The sequence below is a fragment of the Asticcacaulis endophyticus genome (assembly GCF_014652575.1).
Taxonomy (GTDB): domain Bacteria; phylum Pseudomonadota; class Alphaproteobacteria; order Caulobacterales; family Caulobacteraceae; genus Asticcacaulis; species Asticcacaulis endophyticus.
On the sequence record NZ_BMZB01000005.1, the window covers coordinates 96,228 to 122,436 of the forward strand.

General features: G+C 57.6%; 26 protein-coding genes. 8 read left to right on the plus strand and 18 right to left on the minus strand.

The window, feature by feature from the left end:
• The first annotated feature begins 66 nt into the window (after positions 1–66).
• Together IE102_RS15275 and IE102_RS15280 are read left to right on the plus strand one after the other, a co-directional pair.
• On the plus strand, positions 67–303 hold the full coding sequence (locus tag IE102_RS15275) for a CopG family ribbon-helix-helix protein (RefSeq protein WP_189488270.1): 237 nt from the start codon (positions 67–69) through the stop codon (positions 301–303).
• Between the two features lie 15 nt (positions 304–318).
• Entirely contained in the window at positions 319–594 is a 276-nt protein-coding gene (locus tag IE102_RS15280; protein WP_189488272.1) for a type II toxin-antitoxin system RelE/ParE family toxin, read from the plus strand.
• 4 nt (positions 595–598) lie between these two features.
• Here the strand turns inward: IE102_RS15280 and IE102_RS15285 are convergent, their stop codons facing one another.
• Entirely contained in the window at positions 599–1,069 is a 471-nt protein-coding gene (locus IE102_RS15285) for a nucleoside deaminase (RefSeq protein ID WP_229807797.1), read from the minus strand.
• A gap of 114 nt (positions 1,070–1,183) precedes the next feature.
• Between IE102_RS15285 and IE102_RS15290 the strand changes: the two genes are divergently transcribed.
• The 3 genes from IE102_RS15290 to IE102_RS15300 all read left to right on the plus strand — a co-directional run bounded on the left by IE102_RS15290 (position 1,184) and on the right by IE102_RS15300 (position 4,401).
• Positions 1,184–3,313 (plus strand): pseudouridine synthase, encoded by a 2,130-nt coding sequence (locus IE102_RS15290; RefSeq protein WP_229807798.1) that lies wholly within the window; start codon positions 1,184–1,186, stop codon positions 3,311–3,313.
• Positions 3,314–3,318: 5 nt separating this feature from the next.
• The gene (gene rsmD, locus IE102_RS15295; protein WP_189488274.1) at positions 3,319–3,894 is read left to right on the plus strand and encodes a 16S rRNA (guanine(966)-N(2))-methyltransferase RsmD; all 576 of its coding nucleotides are present in this window, start codon (positions 3,319–3,321) and stop codon (positions 3,892–3,894) included.
• A 336-nt stretch (positions 3,895–4,230) separates the two neighbouring features.
• The gene (locus IE102_RS15300) at positions 4,231–4,401 is read left to right on the plus strand and encodes a hypothetical protein (RefSeq protein ID WP_189488446.1); all 171 of its coding nucleotides are present in this window, start codon (positions 4,231–4,233) and stop codon (positions 4,399–4,401) included.
• 9 nt (positions 4,402–4,410) lie between these two features.
• Here the strand turns inward: IE102_RS15300 and rimM are convergent, their stop codons facing one another.
• From rimM to ileS, 8 genes are all read right to left on the minus strand, one after another.
• Positions 4,411–4,950: a ribosome maturation factor RimM gene (gene rimM, locus IE102_RS15305; protein WP_189488276.1), complete on the minus strand. Its 540-nt coding sequence runs from the start codon at positions 4,948–4,950 to the stop codon at positions 4,411–4,413.
• Between the two features lie 69 nt (positions 4,951–5,019).
• Entirely contained in the window at positions 5,020–5,487 is a 468-nt protein-coding gene (rpsP, locus tag IE102_RS15310; RefSeq protein ID WP_189488278.1) for a 30S ribosomal protein S16, read from the minus strand.
• Between the two features lie 41 nt (positions 5,488–5,528).
• Entirely contained in the window at positions 5,529–7,112 is a 1,584-nt protein-coding gene (gene ffh, locus IE102_RS15315; RefSeq protein WP_189488280.1) for a signal recognition particle protein, read from the minus strand.
• A 221-nt stretch (positions 7,113–7,333) separates the two neighbouring features.
• Positions 7,334–9,190 (minus strand): DNA mismatch repair endonuclease MutL, encoded by a 1,857-nt coding sequence (gene mutL, locus IE102_RS15320; protein WP_189488282.1) that lies wholly within the window; start codon positions 9,188–9,190, stop codon positions 7,334–7,336.
• Between the two features lie 172 nt (positions 9,191–9,362).
• Complete coding sequence (locus IE102_RS15325; RefSeq protein WP_189488284.1) at positions 9,363–10,106, minus strand: class I SAM-dependent methyltransferase; 744 nt, start codon at positions 10,104–10,106, stop codon at positions 9,363–9,365.
• Positions 10,107–10,231: 125 nt separating this feature from the next.
• Positions 10,232–10,792, minus strand: a complete 561-nt coding sequence (locus tag IE102_RS15330; RefSeq protein WP_189488285.1) for a DUF3035 domain-containing protein — start codon at positions 10,790–10,792, stop codon at positions 10,232–10,234.
• Positions 10,793–10,927: 135 nt separating this feature from the next.
• Positions 10,928–11,452: a signal peptidase II gene (lspA, locus tag IE102_RS15335; protein WP_189488286.1), complete on the minus strand. Its 525-nt coding sequence runs from the start codon at positions 11,450–11,452 to the stop codon at positions 10,928–10,930.
• A complete protein-coding gene (gene ileS / locus IE102_RS15340) occupies positions 11,445–14,444 on the minus strand; it encodes an isoleucine--tRNA ligase (RefSeq protein WP_189488287.1) in 3,000 nt (999 codons plus the stop codon). The genes lspA and ileS overlap by 8 nt, the downstream gene beginning before the upstream one ends.
• A gap of 150 nt (positions 14,445–14,594) precedes the next feature.
• Between ileS and IE102_RS15345 the strand changes: the two genes are divergently transcribed.
• Positions 14,595–14,999, plus strand: a complete 405-nt coding sequence (locus IE102_RS15345; RefSeq protein WP_189488288.1) for a hypothetical protein — start codon at positions 14,595–14,597, stop codon at positions 14,997–14,999.
• Between the two features lie 368 nt (positions 15,000–15,367).
• Here the strand turns inward: IE102_RS15345 and ribF are convergent, their stop codons facing one another.
• Both ribF and IE102_RS15355 read right to left on the minus strand, forming a co-directional pair.
• Positions 15,368–16,405 (minus strand): riboflavin biosynthesis protein RibF, encoded by a 1,038-nt coding sequence (ribF, locus tag IE102_RS15350; RefSeq protein WP_229807799.1) that lies wholly within the window; start codon positions 16,403–16,405, stop codon positions 15,368–15,370.
• Positions 16,406–16,407: 2 nt separating this feature from the next.
• On the minus strand, positions 16,408–16,848 hold the full coding sequence (locus IE102_RS15355) for a MaoC family dehydratase (RefSeq protein ID WP_189488289.1): 441 nt from the start codon (positions 16,846–16,848) through the stop codon (positions 16,408–16,410).
• 296 nt (positions 16,849–17,144) lie between these two features.
• On the opposite strand from IE102_RS15355, the gene IE102_RS15360 reads away from it, so the two are divergent.
• Positions 17,145–17,531 (plus strand): response regulator, encoded by a 387-nt coding sequence (locus tag IE102_RS15360; protein WP_189488290.1) that lies wholly within the window; start codon positions 17,145–17,147, stop codon positions 17,529–17,531.
• An 85-nt stretch (positions 17,532–17,616) separates the two neighbouring features.
• Positions 17,617–18,630 (plus strand): protein phosphatase CheZ, encoded by a 1,014-nt coding sequence (locus IE102_RS15365; protein ID WP_229807800.1) that lies wholly within the window; start codon positions 17,617–17,619, stop codon positions 18,628–18,630.
• Between the two features lie 157 nt (positions 18,631–18,787).
• On the opposite strand, the gene IE102_RS15370 is transcribed toward IE102_RS15365, so the two are convergent.
• From IE102_RS15370 to IE102_RS15400, 7 genes are all read right to left on the minus strand, one after another.
• Complete coding sequence (locus tag IE102_RS15370) at positions 18,788–19,657, minus strand: TIGR01459 family HAD-type hydrolase (protein WP_189488293.1); 870 nt, start codon at positions 19,655–19,657, stop codon at positions 18,788–18,790.
• Positions 19,658–19,737: 80 nt separating this feature from the next.
• Positions 19,738–21,051: a flagella assembly cyclic-di-GMP phosphodiesterase TipF gene (tipF, locus tag IE102_RS15375; protein WP_189488295.1), complete on the minus strand. Its 1,314-nt coding sequence runs from the start codon at positions 21,049–21,051 to the stop codon at positions 19,738–19,740.
• 98 nt (positions 21,052–21,149) lie between these two features.
• Complete coding sequence (locus IE102_RS15380; RefSeq protein ID WP_189488297.1) at positions 21,150–21,644, minus strand: response regulator; 495 nt, start codon at positions 21,642–21,644, stop codon at positions 21,150–21,152.
• A 268-nt stretch (positions 21,645–21,912) separates the two neighbouring features.
• Positions 21,913–22,773, minus strand: a complete 861-nt coding sequence (locus IE102_RS15385) for a M23 family metallopeptidase (protein ID WP_189488299.1) — start codon at positions 22,771–22,773, stop codon at positions 21,913–21,915.
• On the minus strand, positions 22,749–22,967 hold the full coding sequence (locus IE102_RS15390) for a DUF2093 domain-containing protein (protein WP_189488301.1): 219 nt from the start codon (positions 22,965–22,967) through the stop codon (positions 22,749–22,751). The genes IE102_RS15385 and IE102_RS15390 overlap by 25 nt, the downstream gene beginning before the upstream one ends.
• 27 nt (positions 22,968–22,994) lie before the next feature.
• The gene (gene xseA, locus IE102_RS15395) at positions 22,995–24,500 is read right to left on the minus strand and encodes an exodeoxyribonuclease VII large subunit (RefSeq protein ID WP_189488303.1); all 1,506 of its coding nucleotides are present in this window, start codon (positions 24,498–24,500) and stop codon (positions 22,995–22,997) included.
• Positions 24,501–24,557: 57 nt separating this feature from the next.
• Positions 24,558–26,207, minus strand: coding sequence for a pilus assembly protein TadG-related protein (locus IE102_RS15400; RefSeq protein ID WP_189488305.1), 1,650 nt, complete (start codon positions 26,205–26,207; stop codon positions 24,558–24,560).
• Positions 26,208–26,209 lie beyond the last annotated feature (2 nt).

A 26,209-nucleotide genomic window follows, 5' to 3' on the forward strand; every position in this document is an offset into this window, starting at 1 on the left:
TATCTAATCGATTTTAATCAAAATGATTAAATTGTAGAGTGTCTCATATATTCAGCGGAGTTGATCATGAACACGCGCGTTGTCACCGCCCATATTCCGGTTGAACTGGCGGATCAGCTTGATGAGATCAGCTCCAGGCTCGACCGCCCAAAGGGGTGGATCGTCAAGCAGGCTTTGGTGTCTTGGGTGGAACTGGAGGCTCGTCGCCACGCTATGGTGATGGAAGCCCTAGCCGACGCCGATGAGGGCCGGGTGGTCAGCCATGCCGATATTAAGGCGTGGGTGAACGGCTTGCCCGAATAATCGCTCCATTACGTCATGACTATTGAATGGACTAAGGCGGCGCAGCGGGATTTGATCCGGCTTTATGAGTTTCTGGCACCGGTCAATCCCTCTGCCGCCAAACGCACCTTGAGCAAAATCGTGGATGCGGTCGAAGGGCTGGCGTCATTTCCGCATCTGGGCCGGCTGCAGGAAGCCTATGCGGGGCGGCAGGTGCGAAGCTTTGTGGCCGGAGATTACGAGGTTCATTATGAACTTCGGGAAAACCGGATCGTAATCTTGCGCATTTGGCACGCACGGGAAGATCGTTAAGGCGTCAGGTACGCGTTTTGCGGCGGTCTTTAAAAAACGCTTTCAGCAGGTCGCGGCTGTCATCACTCAGCACGCCAGCGCGCACATCTGGTCGCCAGTGGCAGGTCGGCTGCTCAAAGAACTTGCCGCCGTGTTCAACCCCGCCGCCCTTGGGATCGGGTGCTGCGTAAATGACCCGGCCTATGCGCGCATGGGATATGGCGCCCGCGCACATGGCGCACGGCTCCAGCGTCACATAGAGCCACAAATCGGTTAGGCGATAATTACCGACAATCTGTCCCGCGGCCCTAATCGCCAGAATTTCGGCATGGGCGGTGGCGTCATGGGTCGATATCGGTGCATTTGATACAGTTGTTAGCACCTTTTGACTTGACGGATCGTAGATTAAAGCGCCTATCGGCACCTCACCGGCAAGGCCCGCTTTGCGTGCCGCGTCCAAAGCCAGTGCCATCAGGGTTTCATCTGTCGGGTCCATAGGCTCTTACAGACGATCCGGTGACCAATTTCAAGGGCCCCCGTACTTTTAAGGGCCAAGTGACTTTTAAGGACCTAAGTGGTTTAGGCCCTCACTCTTAGAAAGATAGCGACCATGGTCGATGACCAAAACACGCCCGAAAACTCAAATGACATGCCTGCCGACGCTCCCGTTGAGATGAGTGCTGAGGCCCGTGAGGCGGCGCGCGAAGACAAGCGCGACGGTTTCCGCAAGGCGGCCTTCCTCAAAAAACACGACGCCAAAAAAGCGGGTGACAAAAAAGGTGCGGCTAGCGCCCATTCGGGTGAGCGCATCGCCAAGGTTCTGGCGCGCGCCGGCATTGCCTCACGCCGCGAAGTTGAGCGCCTGATTGGTCTGGGCAAGATCAAGGTCAATGGCCGCATCCTCGATACACCGGCAACCCTGATTAAACCTGACGATCAGGTCACGGTCGATGGCAAACCGGTCGGTAAGGCCGAGCCCACCCGTGTGTGGCGCTACCATAAGCCGGTTGGCCTGGTGACCACCCATTCTGACCCCCAAGACCGCCCGACTGTGTTTGCCAACCTGCCCGAAGGTTTGCCACGGGTGATTTCGGTTGGCCGCCTCGATCTCAATTCCGAAGGCCTGCTGCTGCTGACCAATGATGGTGGCTTGGCGCGGTCGCTTGAATTACCGTCGTCGGGCTGGATACGCACCTATCGCGTCCGCGCTTTGGGGCGCACGACGCAGGAGCGCCTGGATCGCCTGAAAGACGGTTTGACCGTCGAAGGCGTGCACTATGGCTCGATGGATGCCAAGCTTGATAAGGCGCAGGAAAAGGCCGACGGCCGCGCCAATCTGTGGCTGACCGTGTCGCTGACCGAAGGCAAGAACCGCGAAGTTCGTAAGGTGCTTGAAGCCATTGGTCTTAAGGTCAACCGCCTGATCCGTCTGGCTTATGGCCCGTTTCAGTTGGGTGATCTGCCGACCGGAGAGGCTGAGGAAATCGGCCCGCGCGTGATCCGCGAAATGCTGAGTGGCGTGGTGCCGCTGAACAATCTGCCGCTGGAAGGCGCGTCCCAGACCGCCGATGCGCCGCGTCGTGGCCGCGATGACAGCCGTTCTGACGGGCATTCTGATGGTCGGCGCGGTGGCGGCGATCGTTTCAGCGACAAGCGCGGCTTTGGCGATAAACCGGCATTTGGCGACCGCAAATCCTTTGGCGACAAAAAACCGTTCGGGGATAAGCCGCGCGGCGATCGTGGTGGTAATCGCGGCGGCGACAATGCTGGCTGGCGTCCGAAGTTCACTGATGACCGCGATTTCAAGGAACGTGATTTCGATCATCGTCCGCGCTTCGAAGGCGACGGCGATGCCAAAGACCGCAATCCGCGCCCGGAATTTTCGGATCGCCCACGCCGCGATTTTGGCGACAAACCACGCTTTGATAAACCCAGATTCGACAAACCCAGAGGTGAGGGCGCGGGGACTGAACGTCCGCGCTTCGACAAACCGCGGGAAGGTTTCTCCGCGCGGGGTGATCGCCCTGACCGCAGCGGTTTCGGCGACAAACCACGCTTTGATAAACCCAGATTTGACAGACCCGCTGGCGACCGTCCGGATCGTGGTGGTTTCGGTGACAAACCTCGCGGTGACTTTAAACCCCGTGGTGATCGCCCTGCTGGTGGCGGCTTCGGTGACAAACCTCGCGGTGATTTCAAACCGCGTGGGGATCGTCCTGATCGCGGTGGTTTCGGCGATAAGCCACGCGGTGATTTCAAACCTCGCGGTGACCGTCCTGCTGGTGGTAGTTTCGGCGACAAGCCGCGTGGTGATTTCAAACCTCGCGGTGACCGTCCTGCTGGTGGTGGGTTTGGCGACAAGCCGCGTGGTGACTTCAAACCTCGCGGTGACCGTCCTGCTGGTGGTGGGTTTGGCGACAAGCCTCGTGGTGACTTCAAACCCCGTGGTGACCGTCCTGCTGGTGGTGGTTTCGGCGACAAACCTCGTGGTGATTTCAAGCCCCGTGGCGACCGTCCTGACCGTGGCGGCTTCGGTGACAAGCCGCGTGGCGATTTCAAACCTCGCGGTGATCGCCCCGAAGGTGGCCGACCCTCTTTTGGTGGTAAGCCCTCATTTGGTGGAAAACCTTCTGGTGGCCGTCCGTCGTTCTCTAATCCAGGCGGTGCTGGCCCAAGATCTTCGGCCCCCCGTTCATCCGGGCCTCGCTTTGATGGCCCGCGTAAGCCCAGAGGCGAATAGGCCTCATGCGGATCGTCGGCGGAGACTTGAAGGGCCGCGCCATAGCGACCCCCGAAGGTAAAACGACGCGCCCGACCTCTGATCGGGCGCGCCAGGCCGTGTTCAATATCTTGGAACATGCCGACTGGATGCCCGCCTTATCGGGCCTTCGGGTTATGGATGTGTTTGCAGGTTCCGGCGCGCTGGGGTTTGAGGCCCTGTCGCGCGGGGCGGCCTTTTGCCTGTTTGTTGAAACCGATGATGACGCGCGCGGTGCCATCCGCGAAAATATCGAAGCGTTTGGAAAATTCGGTGTCACCCGCGTGCATCGCCGCGATGCGACCCAATTAGGGATCAGGCCCTCATCGGCGGGTGCGCCCTTTGATCTTGTGTTCCTGGACCCGCCCTACCACAAGGGGTTGGGGGAGGTCGCCCTTACTGAGCTGATCGAAGGTAAATGGGTATCTGAAAATGCCATCGTTGTGCTCGAAAAAGGGGCCGATGAAGCGACGTTTTTGTCCGAACTGTGGGAAATAATCGACACCCGTAACTATGGTGCGGCGCAGGTTTTCTTCCTGAAACAAAAAATTCTTAAATTATAAATTATTGATAAATATGTCTATTTCGGGCCCTCTTCGCGTCATTGTTGTATAATTGGCGCTAGTGGCAAAATAGCGGCTTGACGCCTTTCCAAATCTATCCCCAATATATGCTTAATGAGGGGTTAAATGTCCGTCATGACCCCCGTCGGGAGCCGGGGGCGACGCTTTTTTAGGGGCGTCAAAAGCGGGGTAAGGGGCCATGGGGAGAGACAGGCCATCCGGCACATGCCTTGCAGTACTCGAAACAGTACATGCGCATTTTCGCCGAATTTGAACACACGTTCTTTTCGGGCCGGAAAACTGCGTCCTAAGTTAAATCACTAAAGGGGTTATGTGATGACTACGCAGACAATGAATATCAACTCGGCGAACATCAACTCGGCGGATACCAAGCCGGTAAAGGGTCGCTCGGACGCCCTCAAGCTGCTGCTGATCGCAGGCTTAAGCGTGCAGGCGTGGGGCGTACTGATGGGCCTCAGCCTGATTGTGCTGAATATCGCCCGCTAAATTTAGCGCTTAGGGCTGTTCCGCATCCGATGGTTCAGCCTGAGTTTCCGGCGGCAGTTCGATCACGACATAGCCGCCGGTGACCGAGACTTCGGGCACGTTTTCGCGCGTGAAGGCCAGATAGAAGCTGGCGCCGGATTTCGGCTGAATATCGAGCAAATCGCCCGCGCCGAAATTATCGACATTTTTGATGCGGCCCACGACTTCGCCGCTGCCGTTACGGGCCTCTAAGCCGATCAGGTCGGTGATGTAGAAATCGTCTTCGTCTTCGGGTTCGGCAAAGGCTAAGCGCGGCACATAGAGCTTAAGCCCTTTGAGCTTATCGGCCTTATCCTTATCATCGATCCCGTCAGCGCGCACAACCAGAGCGCCTTTGTGGGCGCGGGCCCCCGTCAGGCTTAGGGCGGGCTCGCCTTTATCGTTAAACAGCGGGTTATATTCCAGCACGCTGAGCGGGTCGGCGGTATAGCTCAACAGCTTGAACTCGCCCTTGACGCCGAATGACGCGGCCACCTGGGCGACAAAGATAAGGTCGGATTTTTCGGTCATGACGAATACCTGAAACAATAAGGCCGGAACATATATGCCCCGGCCTTATTCAGCAAATTATGAAGGCAATTAAGCTTCGGTCGACTCTTCGGAAGCAGGGGCCTCTTCAGCAGCCACGTCTTCAACCGCAGCAGGCTCTTCAACCGGAGCGGCAGCCGCGGCGGCAGCTTCTTCCTTGGCAGCGGCTTCGGCGTCGAGACGGTCCTGCTCACGTTGCGCACGTTCAGCGGCGCGTTCCTGAGCCTTCTTGCCTGGTGTACCCTTTTGTGGGTTGTTGCCGTGTTCCCACTTTACCAGACCTTCTTTGGCCAGGAAGCGTGCGACGCGGTCGGTCGGCTGCGCGCCTTTTTTCAGCCAGTCAGCAATGGCTTCAACCTTAAGCGTGACGCGGGCCTCATTGTCCTTGCCCAGCATTGGGTTGTAGGCGCCAACCTTGGCGATGAACTTACCGTCGCGGGGAGCGGCAGCGTCAGCGATAACGATGTGGTAGTACGGGCGCTTCTTGGAGCCACCGCGCGACAGACGAATTTTCAACATGATATAAGATCCTTTGAGAGATTAGATTTAAAGCGTTTCAGTTATTTCTTTTTCGGGTCGAAGGGGTTGCCCCCACCAAGTCCGGGAAGTCCGCCACTGCCGAGGCCGGGTAATCCCGGAAGCCCGCCAGCAGGAAGATTTGGTAATTTACCTGCGCCCAGTTGCTTAAGCCGTTCCATATCAACGGCGGCGTTTTCACCGATGGCGAGGTTGGGATCGCCTTTGAGGGCCTTACCCATTTGCTGCATCTGAGCCATGTTTGGACCGCCGCCCATGCCAAGCATCTTGGCCATAGCGCCCATGCCGCCGCCGCGCCCACCGGTATTGCGCGCCATCATCTTAAAGGCGTCGGCCATCTGGCGATGCTGTTTCAAAAGGCGGTTGATTTCGGCGACATCGACGCCCGCACCTGCGGCAACGCGGCGCTTGCGTGAGGCGTTAAGGATGTCGGGTTTCTTGCGCTCCAGCTTGGTCATGGACGAGATAATCGCCACCTGACGGGCGAACATCTTATCGGACATATCCAGATCGCTGATCTGCTTCTTGATCTTTTGCACGCCGGGCAGCAGGCCCATGATCCCCTGCATACCACCCATTTTTTGCATCTGACCGAGTTGATCGGCCAGATCGTTGAGGTCAAACTGGCCCTTGGACAGCTTTTTGGCCATCTGCTCGGCCTTGGCGGCATCAAGCTCTTGGGCGGCCTTTTCGACCAGCGCGACCACATCGCCCTGACCCAGAATACGGCCCGCAATACGCTTGGCATCAAAGACATCAAGCGCTTCGATCTTTTCACCGGCACCGAGGAACTTGATGGGCAGTCCGGTCGTGGCGCGCATGCTGAGCATGGCCCCGCCGCGCGCATCACCATCGGCGCGGGTCAGGATCAGGCCGGTCAGCGGCAGGCGGGCATGGAAGGCTTCGGCGGTGCGCACCGCATCCTGACCGGTGAGTGAGTCAGCCACCAGGAAGGTCTCGGTCGGGCTTGAGATTTTGGCAATCTCAGCCGCTTCGGCCATCAGGGTTTCATCCAGCGTGGTGCGGCCGGCGGTATCGAGGATCAGGACATCAAAGCCCTGAAGCTTGGCCGATTGCAAAGCGCGGCGGGTGATTTCAATCGCGGACTGACCGGCCACGATCGGCAGGACATCGACGCCGACCTGATCGCCCAGCAGTTTCAGTTGCTCCATAGCCGCAGGCCTGCGGGTATCGAGCGAGGCCATCATGACCTTTTTGCGATCAAATTTGGAAAGGCGCAGCGCCAGCTTGGCCGAGGTCGTGGTCTTACCCGACCCTTGCAGGCCGGCCATCAGGATGACAACCGGCGGCACGGCGGCCAGATTGAGCGGTTCCGGCTCTTCGCCGCCCAGCATGTCAATCAAGCCGTCATAGACAATCTTGACCACCTGATCGGCGGGTTTAATGGCTTTGATGATCGCCTCGCCGGTCGCCAGTTCGCGGGCCTTATCCATGAACTTGCGCACGACCGGCAGGGCGACATCGGCCTCAAGCAGGGCGACCCGCACTTCGCGCAGGGCTTCGTCAACGTCCTTTTCCGAAAGGACGCCACGGCCACTCAGTCGGTCAAACAGTCCCGATAGGCGCTCGTTTAAGCTATCAAACATGGTAGCGAGTCAAACCTCAAAATCCTCATATCTGGCACCCGCGATTTTGAACAACAAAAAGACCCCGAGAACGCCACGCGTTGTCGGGGAGCCTTCCCATCCCTGTCCGGTCGCAGTGCCGGGGTCATGATGGCGAAGGTTTGTCGTCAAAAGCGCTGGAGGGCGCCAATGTGTCGGGCCTTTTGCGCGTTTTAGTCTTAAGAGTCAAGCCCCGATAGGCTTTAACGTCGCCCGAACAGCTTTTCGATATCCTTGAGTTTTAACTCAACATAGGTCGGGCGACCGTGATTGCACTGGCCGGAGTGGGGTGTGGCCTCCATCTGGCGCAGCAGGGCGTTCATCTCTTCGCCTGTCAAACGGCGACCGGCGCGCACAGAATTACGGCAGGCCATATTACCGCAGATTTCAGCCATTCGCTCCTTGAGCGCCAGCGCTTGACCGTGTTCGGCGATGTCATCGGCCAGATCGCGGATCAGGGCCCCGACATCGCAATCACCCAGCAGGGCCGGAGTTTCGCGCACCAGTATCGACGACGGCCCAAAGGCTTCGATCGCCAGTCCCATGACATCGAGATCGCCCTGCTTGGTCATCAGTCGCGACACATCGGCGGGTTCCAGATCGACAATTTCCGGGATCAGCAGGCTTTGGCGGGCGACATGGCCCTGCGCCATCGCCGTTTTCATCTGCTCATAGACCAGCCGTTCGTGGGCGGCGTGCTGATCGACGATGACCAGGCCATCGCTGGTCTGGGCGAGGATATAGGTCTCATGGATTTGCGCGCGCGCCGCCCCTAACGGATGCTGGGTCGCGATGTCTGCGGGCGGGGCAGACAGTTCGATATCGGCAATAGCTTCGGCCAGTTCGCCGTAGTGCGGCACAAAATCAGCTTCGACCCGCGCAGACGGCATGAAAGCGGGCGTCGACATATAGTTGGGATGTGGCGCGTCGAGCGAATAGGCCGGACGGGGGGCAGGCGTCGGATACTGATACCCCAAGCTGGCAATCTGCGGGCGCAGTCCAGACAGCGCCTGATCCGCCACGGTGGTGGCCGCACGGTGACCGGCGGAGGCCAGCGCATGTTTCAGCGCGCCGATAATCAGACCGCGCACCAGGTTCGGATCACGGAAACGCACTTCGGTCTTGGCCGGATGGACGTTGACGTCCAAATCCTGCGGATCGATATCGAGATAAAGCACCGCCATCGGGTGGCGATCTCTAGCCAGAAAATCGGCATAGGCCCCGCGCAGAGCCCCTTGCAGCAGCTTATCGCGCACCGGACGGCCATTGACGAACAGGTACTGATGCTGGCCATTGCCGCGCGAAAAGGTTGGCAAACCGGCATAGCCGGTCAGGCGCACGCCTTCGCGACCCTGATCAATCAGCAGCGAATTGCGTCCGAAATCCTCACCAAGAATGGCCGCTAATCGCTTCAGGCGGCCCTCAAAGCCCGGTGTTTCAGCAAACAACCGCAACTGGCGTTTACCGTCCAGCTCCAGCGTAAAGCCGACATCCTCGTGGGCCATGGCCTGACGTTTGACCTCTTCGGCAATGGCCATGTTTTCAGCCCGGTCGGTCTTCATGAACTTGAGCCGGGCGGGGGTGGCGTAGAACAGGTCTTTCAGTTCGACCCGCGTGCCGTGCGGGCGCGAAAAGGCGGCGGGGCGCAAGGGCGCGATCCGTCCGCCGTCGACTTCAATGGCAAACGCTGCGTCCTGATCGGCCGGTTTGGAGATGATATTCAGCCGCGCCACCGACCCCATCGACGGCAGGGCTTCGCCGCGAAAGCCCAGCGTCTGGATGTGCATCAGGTCCCAGGTGCCATCGGCCTGCGGTTTCAGCTTTGAGGTGGCGTGCCGCTCGACCGCCAGCGGCAGGTCGATTTCCGACATGCCGCGCCCGTTGTCTTCTATGATTATCCGCGACAGCCCGCCCATTTCGGCCTGAATGTCGATGCTGCGGGCCCCGGCATCAATGGCGTTTTCAACCAGTTCCTTGATGGCGGATGACGGGCGCTCCACCACTTCGCCAGCGGCGATGCGGTTGATGGTTTCAGTAGGTAAGCGGGCGATGACGGACATGCGAAAGCCTTGATTTTGGCGATCTGCGGCGTTGTCATCGCTTACAGGTACTCACTGTACCTGCGGCGCTTGACGCCTGGCATCTCATCCAAACTGAAGGCTTTCGGTACGGCGGATTAAAGCCTTGAGTAATCACAATACAGAAACTGGTGAGCGTTTTGTAGTGATTCCTTTAAGGTTTCTGGAACACCAGCGCCATGCGGTCGGTCTTGCCGCGGATTTTGGCATCAAACACATTGAGACTGCGATCGTCTTCAGGGTGGCTGAGCGCGTCGGAATCAAGCACCAGCTTGAAGCCGGCCTTGGTGACGCCGTCAATCACGGTTTGCTGGTCGATGCGGTGGGTGGTGTTGGTGTCGCGCAGACCTGAGCCGTCCGGCGCCTTATGGTCGGTGATGATGAAATAACCGCCGGGCTTAATAGCCTTGAACAAGGCTGCGTTCATCTTGGCGACATCGGCCTTCGGATCATTGAAGGTGTCGTGATAGATCATGCCCGCAAAGATGACATCATAGGGCTTGGCGGGTGCGGGGATATCCTCAAACGGGGCCACAACCACGGTGACATTGGCGCGTTTTGAGGTCAGGTAATCGAGCGCGGGCTGCATCTTATAGTTTTCAACCCATGAGGCCGGATTTTGCACATAGACCTTACCAGTATCGCCGACCGCCGTGGACATCAGCATGGAGGTGTAGCCGCCACCCGCGCCCATATCGAGCACGGTGTCGCCTGCCTTAATATAGGGCAGCAGGAACGCCATTTCCGGTTTGCGCGCGGCATCGCGCTCCGTGTGCTGAGGCGGACGGTCGGTGGCGGCCATGGCCGCTTCGGCGGTGACGGTCTGGGCTATCGCGGGGACGCCTGCGATAGGGGCAATCAAAATAAGGGCTAAGGCAAGGCTTTTATATAGGCGCATGATTTTTCCTCCTGCGGTCAGGTGGCGGGAGGATAGGCGAGGACGACAGGGATGCAAGTTACATCCGCGTTAACAAAAAAGGCGGCCCGTTAAGAGCCGCCTTTTTAAATCTTAAAATCCTTGGCCTAAAGACCCGGAAGCTTGAACTTAGCGTCTTTTTTCTGCTCGATGATGATCGGCTGTTCACCGACCAGCTTGGTCAGGCGTTCCTTTTCAGCGGCGGCATCCAGCGGGGCGACTTCGGCACCGAGAGCGGCGTTAGAGCCAGCGACCACATTTGTTTCCGGCTTTTTCCAGAACATGACCGAATCGGAAAACGACTTTTCCTTATAGGTCAGGTCGCCAAATTCATCATCAACCACATAGCGGGCCAGAGGATCGGCGCGGTCGGCTCCGGTTTTTGAGGCAAAAATCTTTTCACCCTCAGAGCGGGTAAAGCCCTGACGCTGACCCAGCAAAGCTTCGCGGGCCGCACTTTCGGGCTGAAGCTCCTGCGGACGGGGCTCACCGGGCGCGGGCGGGCGCAGGGCGTAATCGGGCGGTACGATCAGCGGAGCCTTGGTGACCACGCGGAATTCATCGGGGGTAACCTTGTTGAGGCCCAGCGCGGACTTGGTGGATTCGCAACCCGATAGGGCCAGACCCGCCAGCACCGTTAAACCCAAAACGACCTTAACCGACTTCATATTTCGCTCCAGACCTGCCTGTAATGGCGAGGCACCAAAATTAACAAACTAACCGTTACTGTGTTTAAGCGGCTGTGCCAAGCCCCCAAAGATGACGAAACCTAACCGGCAATTAAGCCTTTTTTTCGCCCGTAACTAAGCTTTCGCGTCACTTTCCTTGGTGGTGAACACTTCCCAGATCAGCATGACCACACCAACCGAAATGCAGGCGTCAGCAATATTGAACACCCACGGGAAATAAAGCCCGGAAAAGTCCAGAAAATCGACCACGGCCCCGAACCTTATGCGGTCAATGGCATTACCGATCGCGCCGCCGATGACGAGACCCAGTGACCACGCCAGCCACGGCCGCTCAGCCTTACGCACCCAGTTGATCAGAAAGATCGAGACCACGATTGAGAACAGCACCAGCAACCACCGGCCCAGACCGTCCGCGCCCAGAAGGCCAAAGCTTACGCCATCATTCCACACCATGCTGAGGTGAAAAAACGGCAAAACCTCAATCTGCTGCTGGACCGGCAGGTTAATGCCGAACAGAATCCAGTGCTTTGAGATCTGATCAAGAATTAGGGCGACGATGGCCACAATCAGACCCAGCGCACCGTAACGGCTCACACGGCCCTTCAAACGGGTTTCAATCCCCGTCAATATATCAGCCATGTAATTTGTCCCAATAGGCGACCGCATCGGCATCACGGTGCGACAGGTCGGGGTAGCGCGGATCAGTGCCCACTTCGGGCAGGATGCGCCATGAGCGCTGACACTTCTGACCGTGGGCCAGCAGCACAACCACGCTGACGTCTTTCACGTCCTCAAGGCGGAAGGCGTGTTCCGGCCCCATTGAGTTGGACAAAACCGCCTGAGAGGTGCGGAACACTTCGGCGGCATCAATGCCGTCAAAAGCCGCCATCAGCACGTCGTTATCTATATAGACATGTGGCGCGGCTTCTAACGCGGCCCCGATGACCTTTTCACGGCGTTTTTCCTCTAACGCGCCGGTGACGACATCCAGCACATGCTCGATCTTTTCCCAGCGCGCGGCCTCGGCTTCATTGTGCCATTCGGCCGGGACGGGATTGAGCGTGCGGAAGACGTTTTCGGAGGCGTCGGGGTAGCGGTACGACCACGCTTCTTCGGTGGTGAAGCTCATGATCGGCCCCAGCCACGCGGTCAGGCGCTCAAACAGGATATTGAGCACGGTGCGGGTGGCGCGGCGTTTCACGCTGTCGGGGCGGTCGCAATAGAGGCAATCTTTGCGGATATCGAAATAGAGCGCCGACAGGGTTTGTGAGGCGAAATCCGCGACCGGGCGGATGACGCCGGCGAAATCATAGACGCCGTAAGCATCGCGCACTTGCGCATCCAGCGCATGAACGCGGTGCAGGATATAGCGTTCCAATGACGGCATGTCCTTATAGGCGACCTGCTCGGCCTCGGTGTAGCCGTTGAGCGCACCCAGCAGATAGCGGATTGAGTTACGCAGCTTGCGATAGGCATCGACGGTGGTTTGCAGGATCTGCTTACCGATGCGCAGGTCTTCGGAATAGTCGCTGAGGGCTACCCACAGACGCAGGATTTCAACACCCGATTCCTTGGCCACGTCCTGGGGGCTGACGACATTGCCCTTGGATTTCGACATTTTTTCGCCCTGTTCATCCAGGACGAAACCGTGGGTCAGAACCCCTTTGAACGGGGCATGGCCGCGCGTGCCGCAGGATTCCAGCAGCGATGACTGGAACCAGCCGCGATGCTGATCCGAGCCTTCGAGATAGAGGTCAGCAGGGCTACGCGTGTTTTCGCGGCCCTCCAGCGTAAAGGCGTGGGTTGAGCCGGAATCAAACCAGACATCGAGAATGTCGGTGATCTTTTCATAATCGTCCGGGTTATAGCCGTTGCCCAGAAACTCGGCGTCGGGCAGGGTAAACCAGGCATCGGCCCCGCCGTCGCGGATACGGTCGATGATGCGCTTATTGACCGCTTCGTCGCGCAGCGGCTCACCCGTCGATTTACTGACGTACATGGCCAGCGGCGTGCCCCAGTTGCGCTGGCGGCTGATCAGCCAGTCGGGGCGGGTTTCGACCATCGAGCGGATACGGTTCTTGCCTTGTGCGGGGTAGAAGGCGGTTTGGTCGATGGCGGTGAGCGCGGTATCTCGTAACCCGCCATCCATGCGGATAAACCACTGCGGCGTATTGCGGAAGATGACCGGGGCCTTCGAGCGCCATGAGTGCGGGTAGGAGTGTTCGACCCGTCCGCGCGCCAGCAGGTTACCGGCTTCGATCAGCTTTTCCATGACGATCTTATTGGCGTCGCCGAACTTACCGGCCTTCTTGCCTTCGGTTTCCAGAACTTTCAGACCTGCAAACAGCGGGACATGGGAATAGTAGGCGCCGTCGGGATCAACCGTGTCGGGGATGGATGCAATAGAATAACGGCCAATCCAGACCATGTAATCTTCGACGCCGTGCCCTGGTGCGGTATGCACAAAGCCTGTACCTGCGTCTGCGGTAACGTGGCCCCCTGCGATCAGTGGAACAGGAAAACCATAACCTTTTTTATCATCTGGATCTGGCGCAAGTGCTCTGAGCGGATGCTCACAAACTAATCGGCTCAACTGAGTATTACGATTGTAAGGCTCCTTGGTTTCCTTACCGTCATCAATTTTTTGTACCAATCTGTATTCAGCATTTGCTGCTTTAAATACAGATTCCGCCAAGGCTTCTGCAACAATTAGTCGTTCGCCAATTTTAGCCCAAGGTTCAAACCCAAGCTCTTCGACAGACTTCACCGCGGTAATTTCATACAGAGCGTAATTGATATCTGGCCCGTATGAAATAGCCCTGTTAGCCGGAATTGTCCAAGGCGTGGTTGTCCAGATAACAATTGAAGCGTTGTCAAAGGGTGATGAAGTGATGGTATGCCCGTCGACGGTTTCACCTACAGAAGGGTCGCTCACCGGAAATTTCACCCACACCGTCGGGCTGACATGGTCGGCATATTCGACCTCGGCATCGGCTAGCGCCGTGCGCTCAACCGGCGACCACATCACCGGCTTTGAGCCGCGATAAAGCTGGCCCGACATCATAAATTTGTGGAATTCTTCGGTCACCTTGGCTTCGGTGTCGAAATCCATGGTCGCGTAACGGTTATCCCAGTCGCCCAGGCCGCCCAGACGCTTGAACTCATCGCGCTGAATGTCGATCCATTTGGCGGCGTATTCGCGGCAGGCCTTACGGAACTCAGCGGCGGGGACATCGCCTTTTTTGCGGCCCTTGGCGCGGAATTCCTCTTCGATCTTCCACTCGATCGGCAGACCATGACAGTCCCAGCCGGGAACGTAATCGACATCATAGCCCATCAGGAACTTTGAGCGGACCACGAAATCCTTCAGCAGCTTATTGAGCGCGTGACCGATATGAATATTGCCATTGGCATAGGGCGGGCCGTCGTGCATGACAAACAAAGGCGCGCCCTTACCCTGACGGGCCTTGCGCACTTCGTTATAGAGGTCGGCCTCAGCCCATTTTTTGAGCATCTCCGGCTCGGCCTTGGGCAGGCCGCCGCGCATCGGAAAGTCGGTTTCGGGCAGGAACACCGTTTCGCGATAATCGCGTGCGGTCTGTTCAGTTGTGGTGTCGGTATCAGAAGCCATTGGGGTAATCTCATCAGGCCGGGTTACGCGGGCACACAGGGCATCGCACCGGCAAAAAACATGGCCTCAGCGTTTATCAGAGCGAACTTTGATTGCCTAGCGCTTTCGGGCGTGTCATTCGACTTTTGGGACATGCTGAAAGGGGCGGGGATGCCAGACAAGAAAGCACTATCTTGGCCAAGATTTGTCGTGGGGCTTTTTTTATCACCGCTTTTGTGGGTGATTGAGTTCTATGTGGTTCCGCACGACGAGCTTTTGGCTGGCGGGCAACTCCTATTTTACATTGCCGGAATTATATGGCTGATTGTCGTGTTGCTTTTGACCAAAGCCATTAGTCTGGCGCGTAAGCAAAAAATGTCGGCAACAGTTCTTATGTGGGTCTCGATAGGGCTCTCAATTCCGATAATGCTTAATCCGGCGAGTAAAGGCCCTAGTATGCCTGACTTCCAAATATTGGGCATAGTCGTGCCTGACATACTCATCTTACCAATCTTAAGCCTATTGACCGCCTTGGTATTCGCACTGATAGCCGGGCTGAGATGGCGCGCCAAATGAGGCGCAGTCTTGTCGCGGTGCAAAAATCGCACTGATCACAAGCCACCACATAGCGGCACAAAACGCGATGATGCTCAAAAACCCATAGCCTCTGATCGACATGGCTTTTGCCTTTATATGTTCCGAACCCTGTACTTTATGAACCTACTCTCTCATGAGGCGATTATACCGTCTATCGGGTATCGGCATATTCGCCCCATTTGAGGTATATAGTTAGGCATTAGGGTGTGGATAAAAAAGGGCGAAACCCGTTATCTATAACGAAAGTGATAACTGATCACCGCTATGTTATTAGGTTGTGTAGTCTGTAACGACAGCTCAAACTCAAGCTGAGTCTGCTCAGGCTGTGTTCGCAGTTGCGGCATCAACTACTTAGACGGGTGCATGTTCAGCCAGGATTTTGCCTGATCTGTGTCGGTCGCGATTTGCGCCTTAAGCTCATCTAATGATGAGAACTTCATGTCGGGACGCAGATAATGCAGCAGCTCGACCTCGATCGTCTGGCCGTAAACCTCATATTGCAGATCAAACACATAGGTCTCAAACCGTTCGCTCAAACCCTCAGCAATCGTCGGGCGACGGCCCAGATTGGTGACCGAGCCCAAAACCTGTCCATCCTCAAAGCGGGTGCGGGTGGCATAGACGCCGTATTTTGGCCGGACATAGTCGCCTAAATCAACATTCAGGGTCGGAAAACCGAGCGTACGGCCGATCTGATCGCCCTTGATGACCGTGCCCATATAGGCCTGCGGGTGGCCGAGTATCGCCGTGGCGCGTTCAAAATCTCCGACGTGCAAAGCTTCCCGGACGGCGGACGACGACAGCTTATTGCCGTCGGCATCGTCCTGACGATCCAGAATAGTGGTCGTGAAACCGAACTGCGTCCCAAACGCCACCAGATCGGCGGCCTGACCCGCCGGTTGGTTCGGGCCGCGCTTGCCGAAGCTGAAATCAAACCCGGCACTGACGTGGGAGGCCCGTAACTGCTCGCTCAGGATGATGCGCCCGAAATCCTCAGCGCTTAAGGCCGACAGGTTCGCATCGAAATCGCAGATCAGCGCATAATCCGCGCCCAGGGCCTCATAGGAGCGCAACTGCTGCGGGACGTGCATCAGGCGGAATGGCTCGGCGTCAATGCCTCTGAGGTTTTGAAAATACTGCTGCGGGTGCGGATCGAAGCTGATGACCGCACTTTTGTGGCCGCGCACGTGGGCGGTCTCGGTCGCCGCGGCAATCACACTGTGGTGGCCTTCGTGGACGCCGTCAAAGCTGCCGATCGCCACGCACAGGTTGGGCGGGATGCCCTCACCATGCGCCGGTTCATTGATGGCATAGGCCTCAAGCTTACCCTCGGCGGTCAGGCGCAGATGAAAGGCTTTGATATGATGGGCGGTGAACGGGGACACGACTATGCTGTGACCGGCTTTTTCGGCGCGAGAACTTCGGCCACGCCGTCGACAAAGACCTTACCCCGCACCCTGACCGTGGTCTGAAGCTGGACGTGGGCGGTTTTCAGGTTGATGTCCTTGACGCGAATATGGACGGTGGCCTCATCACCCGGACGGATGGCGCGCTTAAAGCTCAAAGTTTGCCCGACATATATAGTGCCCCAGCCGGGCAGGCCGCCGGCAACGGTTGCCGAAATATAGGCGCCGGCCAGCATACCGTGGGCAACCTTGCCTTTAAACGGTGACGCGGCCGCATAGGCTTCATCGACATGGATTGGGTTATGATCGCCTGAGACTTCGGCAAAGGCGGAGATAGCTGCGTCCGTCACCTGAAAGGTGCGGGTGATCTCCTGATCGATCATCAGGTCTTCGAGGTACACAGTGGGGGCGGAATCGGACATGTTGGCTTTAAGTCGCTTAAAAAAATTAAGCGTCACCGTTATTATGTGACGATGCCAATTGCCAAATCTTTTTGCAGTTTCATCCGTGAAATTATGTCCCAAACTGACAAAAAAGTTTTGCACCTGTCCCAAAATTTCACCATAATCGTGGTTAATTTAAGGTATATCATTGAATTTAAACGATAAATATAAAATCGGCTCTTAACCGAATTTTTGTCTGTCTTTGTCATGATGGCCCTGTCTTCAAATGAAGGGCGTCGCGTGTTGCGGGTCCAAAAAAATAGGTGGGGCTTTACATGGCCATCGATATGTCCATGCCGGTGCTGGTCGTAGATGACTACAAAACCATGCTTCGGATCATTTCCAATCTGCTCAAGCAATTGGGCTTTGAAAATGTCGAAGAAGCTTCGGACGGCACCGAAGCACTCGATAAGATGAAAAAAGGCGCCTATGGCCTGGTCATTTCTGACTGGAACATGGAACCCATGACAGGCTACGAACTGCTGTTGAAGGTCCGCGCGGACGATTCTCTTAAGCGCACGCCTTTCATCATGGTTACGGCTGAGTCCAAGACGGAAAACGTGATTGCGGCCAAAAAAGCCGGTGTGAACAACTATATCGTGAAACCGTTCAACGCCGCGACTTTGAAGCAAAAAATCACCGCCGTTCTTGGTGATTTCTAAGCTTTAAACTGACTAACAGTAGCCTTAAACTAACATAATAACAGGTTCATCAATGGCCCAGGCATCACATAAGGCAGAGACTGACATGGACGGGTTCGACCCCGCTCTGGTTCAGGAACTTGAGCCTAAGCTTATCAATCTGATGCAGCAATCCGAAGCGCTGGTCGCTTTGATGCGTGGCTTTTTCCAGCAGCTTGATAAGCGTCGCTCCGATGAGTTCAGAATCATCGCGGGCTATATCGCTAAGGCCAAGGAAGAGATCCGCGAACTGCGCCCGCATGATCTGTCGAACGACCGTATTCCGACCGCCGGGGCCGAGCTTGAGGCCATCACCCGCGATACTGAAAACGCCACCCACACGATCATGAACTGCGCCGAAGCCATGATGGGCTTTTCGGTTAAGGATTTTGGTGACGACCCCAAAGCCTATAAGGCAGCGGTCGATGATCAGGTCATGATGATTTTTGAGGCGTGCAGCTTTCAGGACATCACGGGACAGCGCGTCTCCAAGGTCGTCAATGTCTTAAAGCAGATCGAAGACCGCGTCACGCGCCTGGCCGATAAGCTGGGCATAGAGGACAAGAGTGTTGAACTTACCGACCGTGAAAAGCGCGACCGTGACCTGCTGCTGAACGGTCCGGCCATCGGTGGGCCTGAAACCGGACAGGATTCGATTGATGCTCTGTTTGCCGGTGGTTTCGACAGCTTTGATGCGATTGAAGCGGCCCCTGCACCTGTGGTCGAGGCGCCAGCACCGGTAGCCCCTCCTGAACCGGTAGCCAAGGCGCCGGAACCAGAGCCCGCGCCTAAACCCGAACCAAAACCCGAAATTAAGGTGGCACCTGCTCCGGCGCCCGTAGCGCCTGCGCAGGTGGCTCCAAAGCCAGCACCGGCCCCCCAACCGGCACCTGTGGCCAAAGCGCCAGAGCCTAAGCCTGCGCCTCAACCGGCTCCGGCACCCAAACCTGCGCCCGCTCCAGCCCCCGTGGCCGCCGCAGAAAGTAATTCTCAGGACGATATCGACTCATTGTTCGACATGAGCCCCGAAGACCTGAACAAGACAAACTCACAGGACGATATCGACGCCCTGTTTGACTAAAGACAAGCGCATTGGCTTCGCCAAACTTCGTTTCCAAAAAGTGTAACGCGGTTTTTGGACTCAGATGCGCGTAGAAAATAAGCAGAATAATCAGACGAAGATCTGGTGATGGTGAAAAACCGGCCGCGAAATCCCCTCGCGGCCGGTTTTTTGTGATTTAAGCCAGTTCAGCCGCCACATATTTGGCTTGGGCGTTCTGCGATTGCAGCACGGCGGTCAGAAGATGCGGATCAAGCTTACCGTCAGCGCCGGTGGCCTCAACGGCGTGAATACCGGCGGCGATAAACAGCAGATCAAGCCCTTGGGCATTGGCCCCCAGTACATCGGTCGGCAGGCCATCACCAATCGCCAGAACCCGTGATTTATCAATGGCTTTGCCGGTCAGGTTTTCGAGCGCGGCATAACACAGGTCATAAATCGGCGGGTAAGGCTTACCGGCCATGATGACCTCACCGCCGAGCGCCGTATAAAGATCGGCCAACGATCCGGCGCACAGGATGATCTGATCACCGCGCTGAACGATGCGATCGGGATTGGCGCAAATCAGCGGAATGCCGCGTTTGGCGGCGACGGCGAACGTGTCGCGATATTGCTCAATCGTGTCGCTCTCGTCGTTGAACAAGCCGGTGCATGAAATGAAAGCCGCCGTCTCTGGCGTGCCGGTGCGGTCAAGCTCAAGGCCAGTATAGAGGTGATCATCGCGCTCAGGCCCTACGATCCAGGCGGAACCGAGCGGGGCGTATTGGCTTAAAAATGCGCGGGTAGCGTCACCGGAAGAGACAATGGCGCTGTAGGCATCCTCAAAAATGCCGAGTTCGGCCAATTGCGCGGCCAGCCCGTCATTGGGGCGCGGCGAGTTGGAAATCAGCACTACCGGCCCGACCGTGGCCTTAAAGGTTTTCAGCGCCGCATAGGCGGCTGGAAAATGCCATTTGCCGTTATGGATCACCCCCCATATATCGCAAAACACAGCGTCATAACGACCGGAGATCGAGGCGAGGGACGTAATCAATTCAGGGGAGGGCATGGGCAATTCGCAATTTGTAATGTGAGGAGCTGAATATTCCGCCGACTCCAACTAACGGGTCAAAGGGGCTTGCCCCCTTGCTAAGCCCGGCGACGCAGGGGCGGCAGGGTTGAGCGGGCAAAGCCAGCGGGTGGGGCGGTTTCCAGCAGCACTTGCTCCTTGATGGCGCGCGGTTCACCGAACAGATGGCCCTGACCATAGCCGATATCGGCTTCGAGCACGTCAACGACCTGACGCTCAGACTCGATCTTTTCGGCAATGACTTCGATGCCGTAACGCGCCAGCAGTGAGGCGTAATCACCGGCGTGAATATCTTTTAGGAACTTCATGGCCGGGCGACCGTCGATGTCGAGCAATTGCTCCATCAAAAGCTTGGCCGAAATTTTGACGAAGCGTACGTCCGAGCGTTGCAGGTCATGAACGTCGAAATCAATCGTCGTGACCTTATCGATCGAGAAGCGGAAGCCGAGATCGGCCAGTTTGGCCATATTGCGGGCTTCGGCCGACCCGCGGGCGATAAAGGCGTCCTGACCCAGTTCAAAAATCAGCGCGCCGGACAGGTCGCGGTTTTCCTTAAGGAACTCCAAAAACTGCGGGAAAAAGCTGTCGTCACGCAGGGTCGAGAGCGAGATATTGCAGAAAATACCAATGCGACGATCGTTCTTGGCCAGTTTGCGCACAATCTGCACACAACGAAACAGCAGCAGATTGTCAATCGACGGCAGCAAACCTTCGGGTTCGGCCACGGTCAGATATTCTGCGGGCATCATCACGCGGCCGGTCTCATCGCGCAGACGCGAAAAGCTTTCGTAAAACACCGTCTTACGCTGTGGCAGGGACACGACGGGTTGCAGATAGAGATCGACGCGATTCTCAATTAGGGCCTCACGCACGGTCTCAATCAGGGCTATGGCCTGTTGTTCCTGACGCGACATCTGGCGTACAGCCTCGGCAGCATTGGGGCCGCGCGCATAGCTTGGCTGGGTGGGGGCTGGCGCACGGTTTTGCCATTGGTTGAGGCGATCTTCGATGCTTTCGCCGAGCTTAAGCACCAGCCCTTCCAGCATCTTAACCTCAGATGTCAATTCTTCGGTGCGGGTGGTGCGTTGATGCTGCACGCTGTCGGCCAGATCGAGCATGTCTTTTTGGGTGGCGTCAATGGCTTCGACCATCAGGCGGTGGGCTTCGCGCACCCGGTCGAGATCCTTATCGATGCGGGCGGCCATCAGCTTTTGGCCGACAAACACATGGAACCCGGTACACAGGCCCATGGTGCCCAGAAACGCCGCTACGCACGCACCGCCGTCTGAGCCGCCGCGCCACAACAGGGCGGCCACCGTCAGCGACAGAAAGATGTAGGTGCCCATCAACAGGGCAGGGGTGGCTCTGGCCATGAATGCGTGGTCCTGAAGAATCACTAATACGCGTAGAGCGTACTATGGGGTGATTTTCCTCTGACGCAAAGCGCGGCGTTAACTTTTGAGGGTGCGACCTAAAACATGCCGTCGGTATTGCGCCGGTAAGGGCCTTTGTAGCCTTCATCGGTCTTTCGCCTGCGATCCGGCCCGAAATAGCTGGAGCAGCGGATAAACGGACGCGGGCGCATGATGATGGTGTCGATACGGCCCAAAAGCGCGCGCGCCGTCAATGGCTTGACCACAAACTCATTGACCCCGGCGTCGCGGGCTTCCATCACGCGGGTTTTCTCGGAATGGCCGGTGATCATTACGACCGGCAGGTAAGGGTTGGGGCTGTCGCTGGAATTACGCAGCATGCGGGTAAATTCAACCCCGTCGATGGGCTGCATGTTGAAATCGACAATGGCAATGTCGGCTTCGTATTGCCGCAGCATCTCCAGGGCCTCAGCGCCGTCGCGCGCTTCGCGAATGTTACGCAGACCCGTGCCTTTGAGGATAGCCATGACGATTGAGCGCATGTGCTGATTGTCTTCGACCAGCAGAATTTTAAGGGCACTATAATCAGTCATGACACATAAGTCCGTTCTGCCTCAACACGGCAGATGATTTAACTTAAAATCTAAAAAGGAGGTACGCGGTACTGATGGGATCGGCACCGTTCGTTTTAGAAACTGAAGGGGCGATCCGTGCCAGCGGTTAAGCAAACCCGTCCTAAAGATCAAGTGCGGCGCACACATATTGTCGCTGATTGAGCATGGTGGACACAATATTTCCATAAAATGTGACGCATTTTGCAATAGTATGCACTCTTGATGGCGAATTTGACGCCAATTGGTCTCAGGCGCTGGCCATCAGGCTGGGGTCCAGCGCCCGGTCACGCCACTTGAGTCGCCAGCACAGATGAGGGCCGGTGGCGCGGCCTTTGGCGCCGACATAACCGATCAACTGGCCCTTTGGGATCAACTGGCCTTTGGTGACAAACAGTTGCGACAGGTGCAGGTACATGGAAATCACCCCCTGACCGTGATCGATCAGGATCAGCCCGCCTTCAAAGTGCAGGTCGGGTTCGGCCAGCACCACCCGCCCGGTCTGAGGCGCATGTACCGGTGTGCCGACGGGGGCGGCCATGTCATAGCCATAGTGCGGCCGCGACGGCACGCCGTTTAAGATGCGCTGATTACCGAAGGTGCCCGACACGCGGTAGATATCAAGCGGCCATGAAAACCCGTCCCGGAACCAGTCAGCGTCTTCGCGGTGGGCAAAGGCTTCGTTCTTGAGTGCGACCTCGGCGGCGATACGCTCCAGCAAGGCGGGATCGCTGGGGGTGACGGTATTTTGCGGCAGGCCATCAATGCGCTGCACGTCATAGCTGGTGGGGTAGATTTCGCAGATCGTCTTTTGGTACTGGCCTGAGACCGGGCCTTTCAATTCAATCAGGCACTGGGGCGGGCTGTCGCGATCAAAGCCTACGAAAAAGCTGCCGATATCAGAGGCTTTCGTGCGCCATTCGCCGTCAACCCAGACATCGGTATGGGGATCGGCCTGGCCTATGGCATAGCCGCCCTGCTTAAAACGGCCACGAAGATTCAACGTGCGCGGGATCAGGGGCACCGCATAGGCGGGCATGGCCGCAAGGCCCATCAGGCCTGCGGCTGTCAGTAAGTGTCTGCGGTTCAGCGCTGGTTCTGGGCTTTCCATCGGGCCGTGGCTTCTTCAGGGCCGGCATAGGCTTCCTGAGCGGTGGGGTTCCAGTAGCGCAGGGCCTCCAGCGGGATGTGCTTGCCCGATACGGCGCAGATGACGAACTTACCGGGCTTCATGACGACATATTCGCCGTCGCCATAGTGCAGAACGGCCTGATCGGGCAGGGGGGAAGGGGTGTGCATATTCATTATCGCAATATAGGGGCAGATGGCGGCCTAAAACAAGCTCCCCTGATCGGAAGACGGGGGCGGTGTGACTTTTTTGGGCGCGGGCTTGGGTTGTGAAGATTGAGGTGGTGCCTCGGTGGTGGCGACCACATCGACGATGCCGTCCTTGAAATGCAGTTCCAGCGCATCGTTGGTGATGATGGCTGCCGCAGACGCGACCAGCGCCCCGTCCTTACGGTGCACGCGGGCAAAACCGAGATTAAGCGGACGGTCGGGGTTCAGGCTCTGGCGTAGTTGCTCAAGGGACGACAACCGCTCGCGGCGTTGTTTCAACTGGCGTTGCATGGCGTCATCCATCCGCTGCGCCCATGCGGGCAGACGCGCATGTGACTCAGCAAGCGCCACGCGGCGGGTCAAGGCGGCCAGGGCACGGGTTGATAGTTGCGACACCTGATCGGCTTTAAGCGCCTGCGGACGGGCCAGCAAGGCCGGATTGAACCGTCCCGCCACCCGCACAAAACCGGTTTCATGCAGGTTGAGATTTTTCAAGAGGCCCCCATCCAGACGATGGGCGATATAATCGAGCCTCTGCTGGGCGGAGTTGATCAGGTCCTGCGGCTTGGGCAGGGCGCGGCTCAACAGCGCCACCCGTTCGCGACGGGATTCCATAGAGCGGCCAAAAGTGCCGACGCGGCGGCGCTCCAGATCGAGCACAAAGCCTTTGAGTTCGCTCAACACCGGTGTAGCCATTTCCGCAGCCCCCGTGGGGGTGGGGGCGCGCCGGTCAGATACAAAATCGATCAGGGTGGTGTCGGTTTCGTGACCGACGGCGGAAATGATCGGGATGGGGCAGGCGGCGACGGCGCGCGCTAATGCCTCATCGTTGAACGGCCACAGATCCTCGACCGACCCGCCGCCGCGGGCGATGATCAGCACATCCGGTTTGGGAGCTTCGCCAGCCTCAAACCCTTTGATCGCGCGGATCACCTGACCCGGTGCGGCATCGCCTTGCACCACCACCGGCCAGACAATGACCCGGCACGGCCAGCGGTCACGGATGCGGTGCAGGATGTCGCGGATCACCGCCCCGGTGGGCGAGGTGATGACGCCGATGGTTTTGGGCGCGAACGGCAACGGCTTTTTACGGGCCGGATCGAACAGGCCCTCGGCATTAAGCTTCCCCTTGAGCCGCTCAAGCTGGGCCAGCAACGCGCCCATGCCGGCGGCCTCAAGCGACTCGATGACGATCTGGTACTTGGATGAGGCCGGAAAGGTCGTGATCTTGCCCGTCACAATGACCTCAAGCCCCATTTCCGGCTGGGCTTTCAGGCGGCTGACATTGCCTTTCCAGATCACGCCGTCAATGGCAGCACGGTCGTCCTTGAGCGTCAGATAGACGTGACCGGACGAATGGCGCGTGACCTTGGAAATCTCAGCCCGTACCCGCACATGGTCGTAAGTGGTCTCTAAGGTGCGTTTCAGCGCCCCCGCCAGTTCGGATACCGAATAGGGGGCGGCATTGGTCGATTCAGTCGGGGGGAGAAGGTCGGTCATGACCTCTGTTTATTCTGCGCCGAACGGGCTGTCTACATGAAGGATGGTGACGCCACATCAGCTCACTAAGGCAGCGCCCGAACAGCGCAGACCGTGGACCTGAACGTCGGCTTCACCCAGACCAATACCGAGCGTCCCCAGCAGGGTATTAAGCACCCCATCCACCAGGGGGGCGGCAAAACTCAGCAGCGATCCTATCGCGGATACTGCGGGGCCCACCTTGATCTTAATGCCCGCTAAGACGACCGTTAGATCAACCTTATCGACCAGAGATTGGGTCAGACTTTGGACAGCATCATCGGTTTTTACCGTCTTGATGGTGTGGTTTTTGATGTCGTCGGCGGTGAACGCTTGCGATTTCCAGGTCTCGCCGCCCAGTTTGATCTGGGCCTTGGCGGTGGCGCTGATGACAGGAATCCCCAGGGCGCTGATATTGACCAAGGTGGCGTCATTGACCGTCAGGGTTTTCTTGAAATTATTGAGATCGGCCACATTGATTTCGCCGATATTGACCTGTCCGATGCTGGGACGAACGCTTAGGGTCACGCTTTTTGAGCCTGTGCAGGTGATACTGGCCAGTTTCGCTTCACCCGATGCCAGTTCGATAAACACCGGCAGTTTCAACGCCTTGACACCGAGCGCGCTCAACACCGAACCGACGCCACCGATGGAGGCTTCGACATAAAGTCGCGTCTGGGCCGTGCGAATGATGGGCTCACCGGAGCGCGTGACGGTGATCCACGGCGATGAATTGGGCCGCTCCCCTATGGCCAGCCAGACCTTGAGCGCACTTAAACTTGGCACCTGCGAAGACAGGTTCAGTTCGACTTGCCGGTTCTTATTGGCGGTGGTCAGCATGGCGTTCACCAGCGCCAGGGAATCGACCGATACGGCTGAGTCCGAAGCCCCTTTGATGTAGTCCTGATTGCCGTAAACCCCCAGATCGATCAGATCGTTCAGTTTGATTTTGGTGTCCTTGATATTGGTGGCCGCCAGAACCTTAAGCGGGCCGCGGGCATTGAGATCGACCTCTTCGGCCAGCAGATTGAGCGCATCGCCGAGTTTCACCTCAGCGTTCAGGGTGTCATCGAAACTGGCGGCATCCAGCGCAACGGTTTCATGCAGGGCACTGACATAGCTCAAAAGATCCACGCGCGCGCTGACCAGATGATTATAATCCATCACGGTCAGGCTGACGCTGGAGCCGGTCAGGCCGCTCAGCAGACTGTTGAGCAGGCCACCGTTGAGGGACGCCAGCCGTGAGCCAATGCTAAAGGCGGCCAGTTGCGTCTGGCTGGCCGTAGCCGTGCGGCTGATGGTGATGGAGGGTTTATCCAACAGCACCTGCCCAAAATAGAGCGGGGCCTGCGCGGTCAGGGTGACGCGGGCGGCATTGGCTGAGGTCAGGGCCGTGGTCTTAAAGCGGTTGTCGTGGCTGAGGCTTTGATCATACTGGCCGATCTCGGTGACCGTCGTGGTGCCGGTAAGATTGGCGGCGACGGTGGCGGATGCGGCGGCATCGGCACGGCTGAGGTCGGCGGCGGCGGTCATGGCGGCCAGATCGGCCGCGCCTTGAAGCTTACGGGTATGGAGAAATATTGAGCCAATATCGACGGCCAGAGCGGCCAGGCAGATCACCATGCTCATCGACAATGCCATGATGATGGCTGAGGCGCCGCGTTCGTCGTTAAAGAAGCGGCGGAACATGG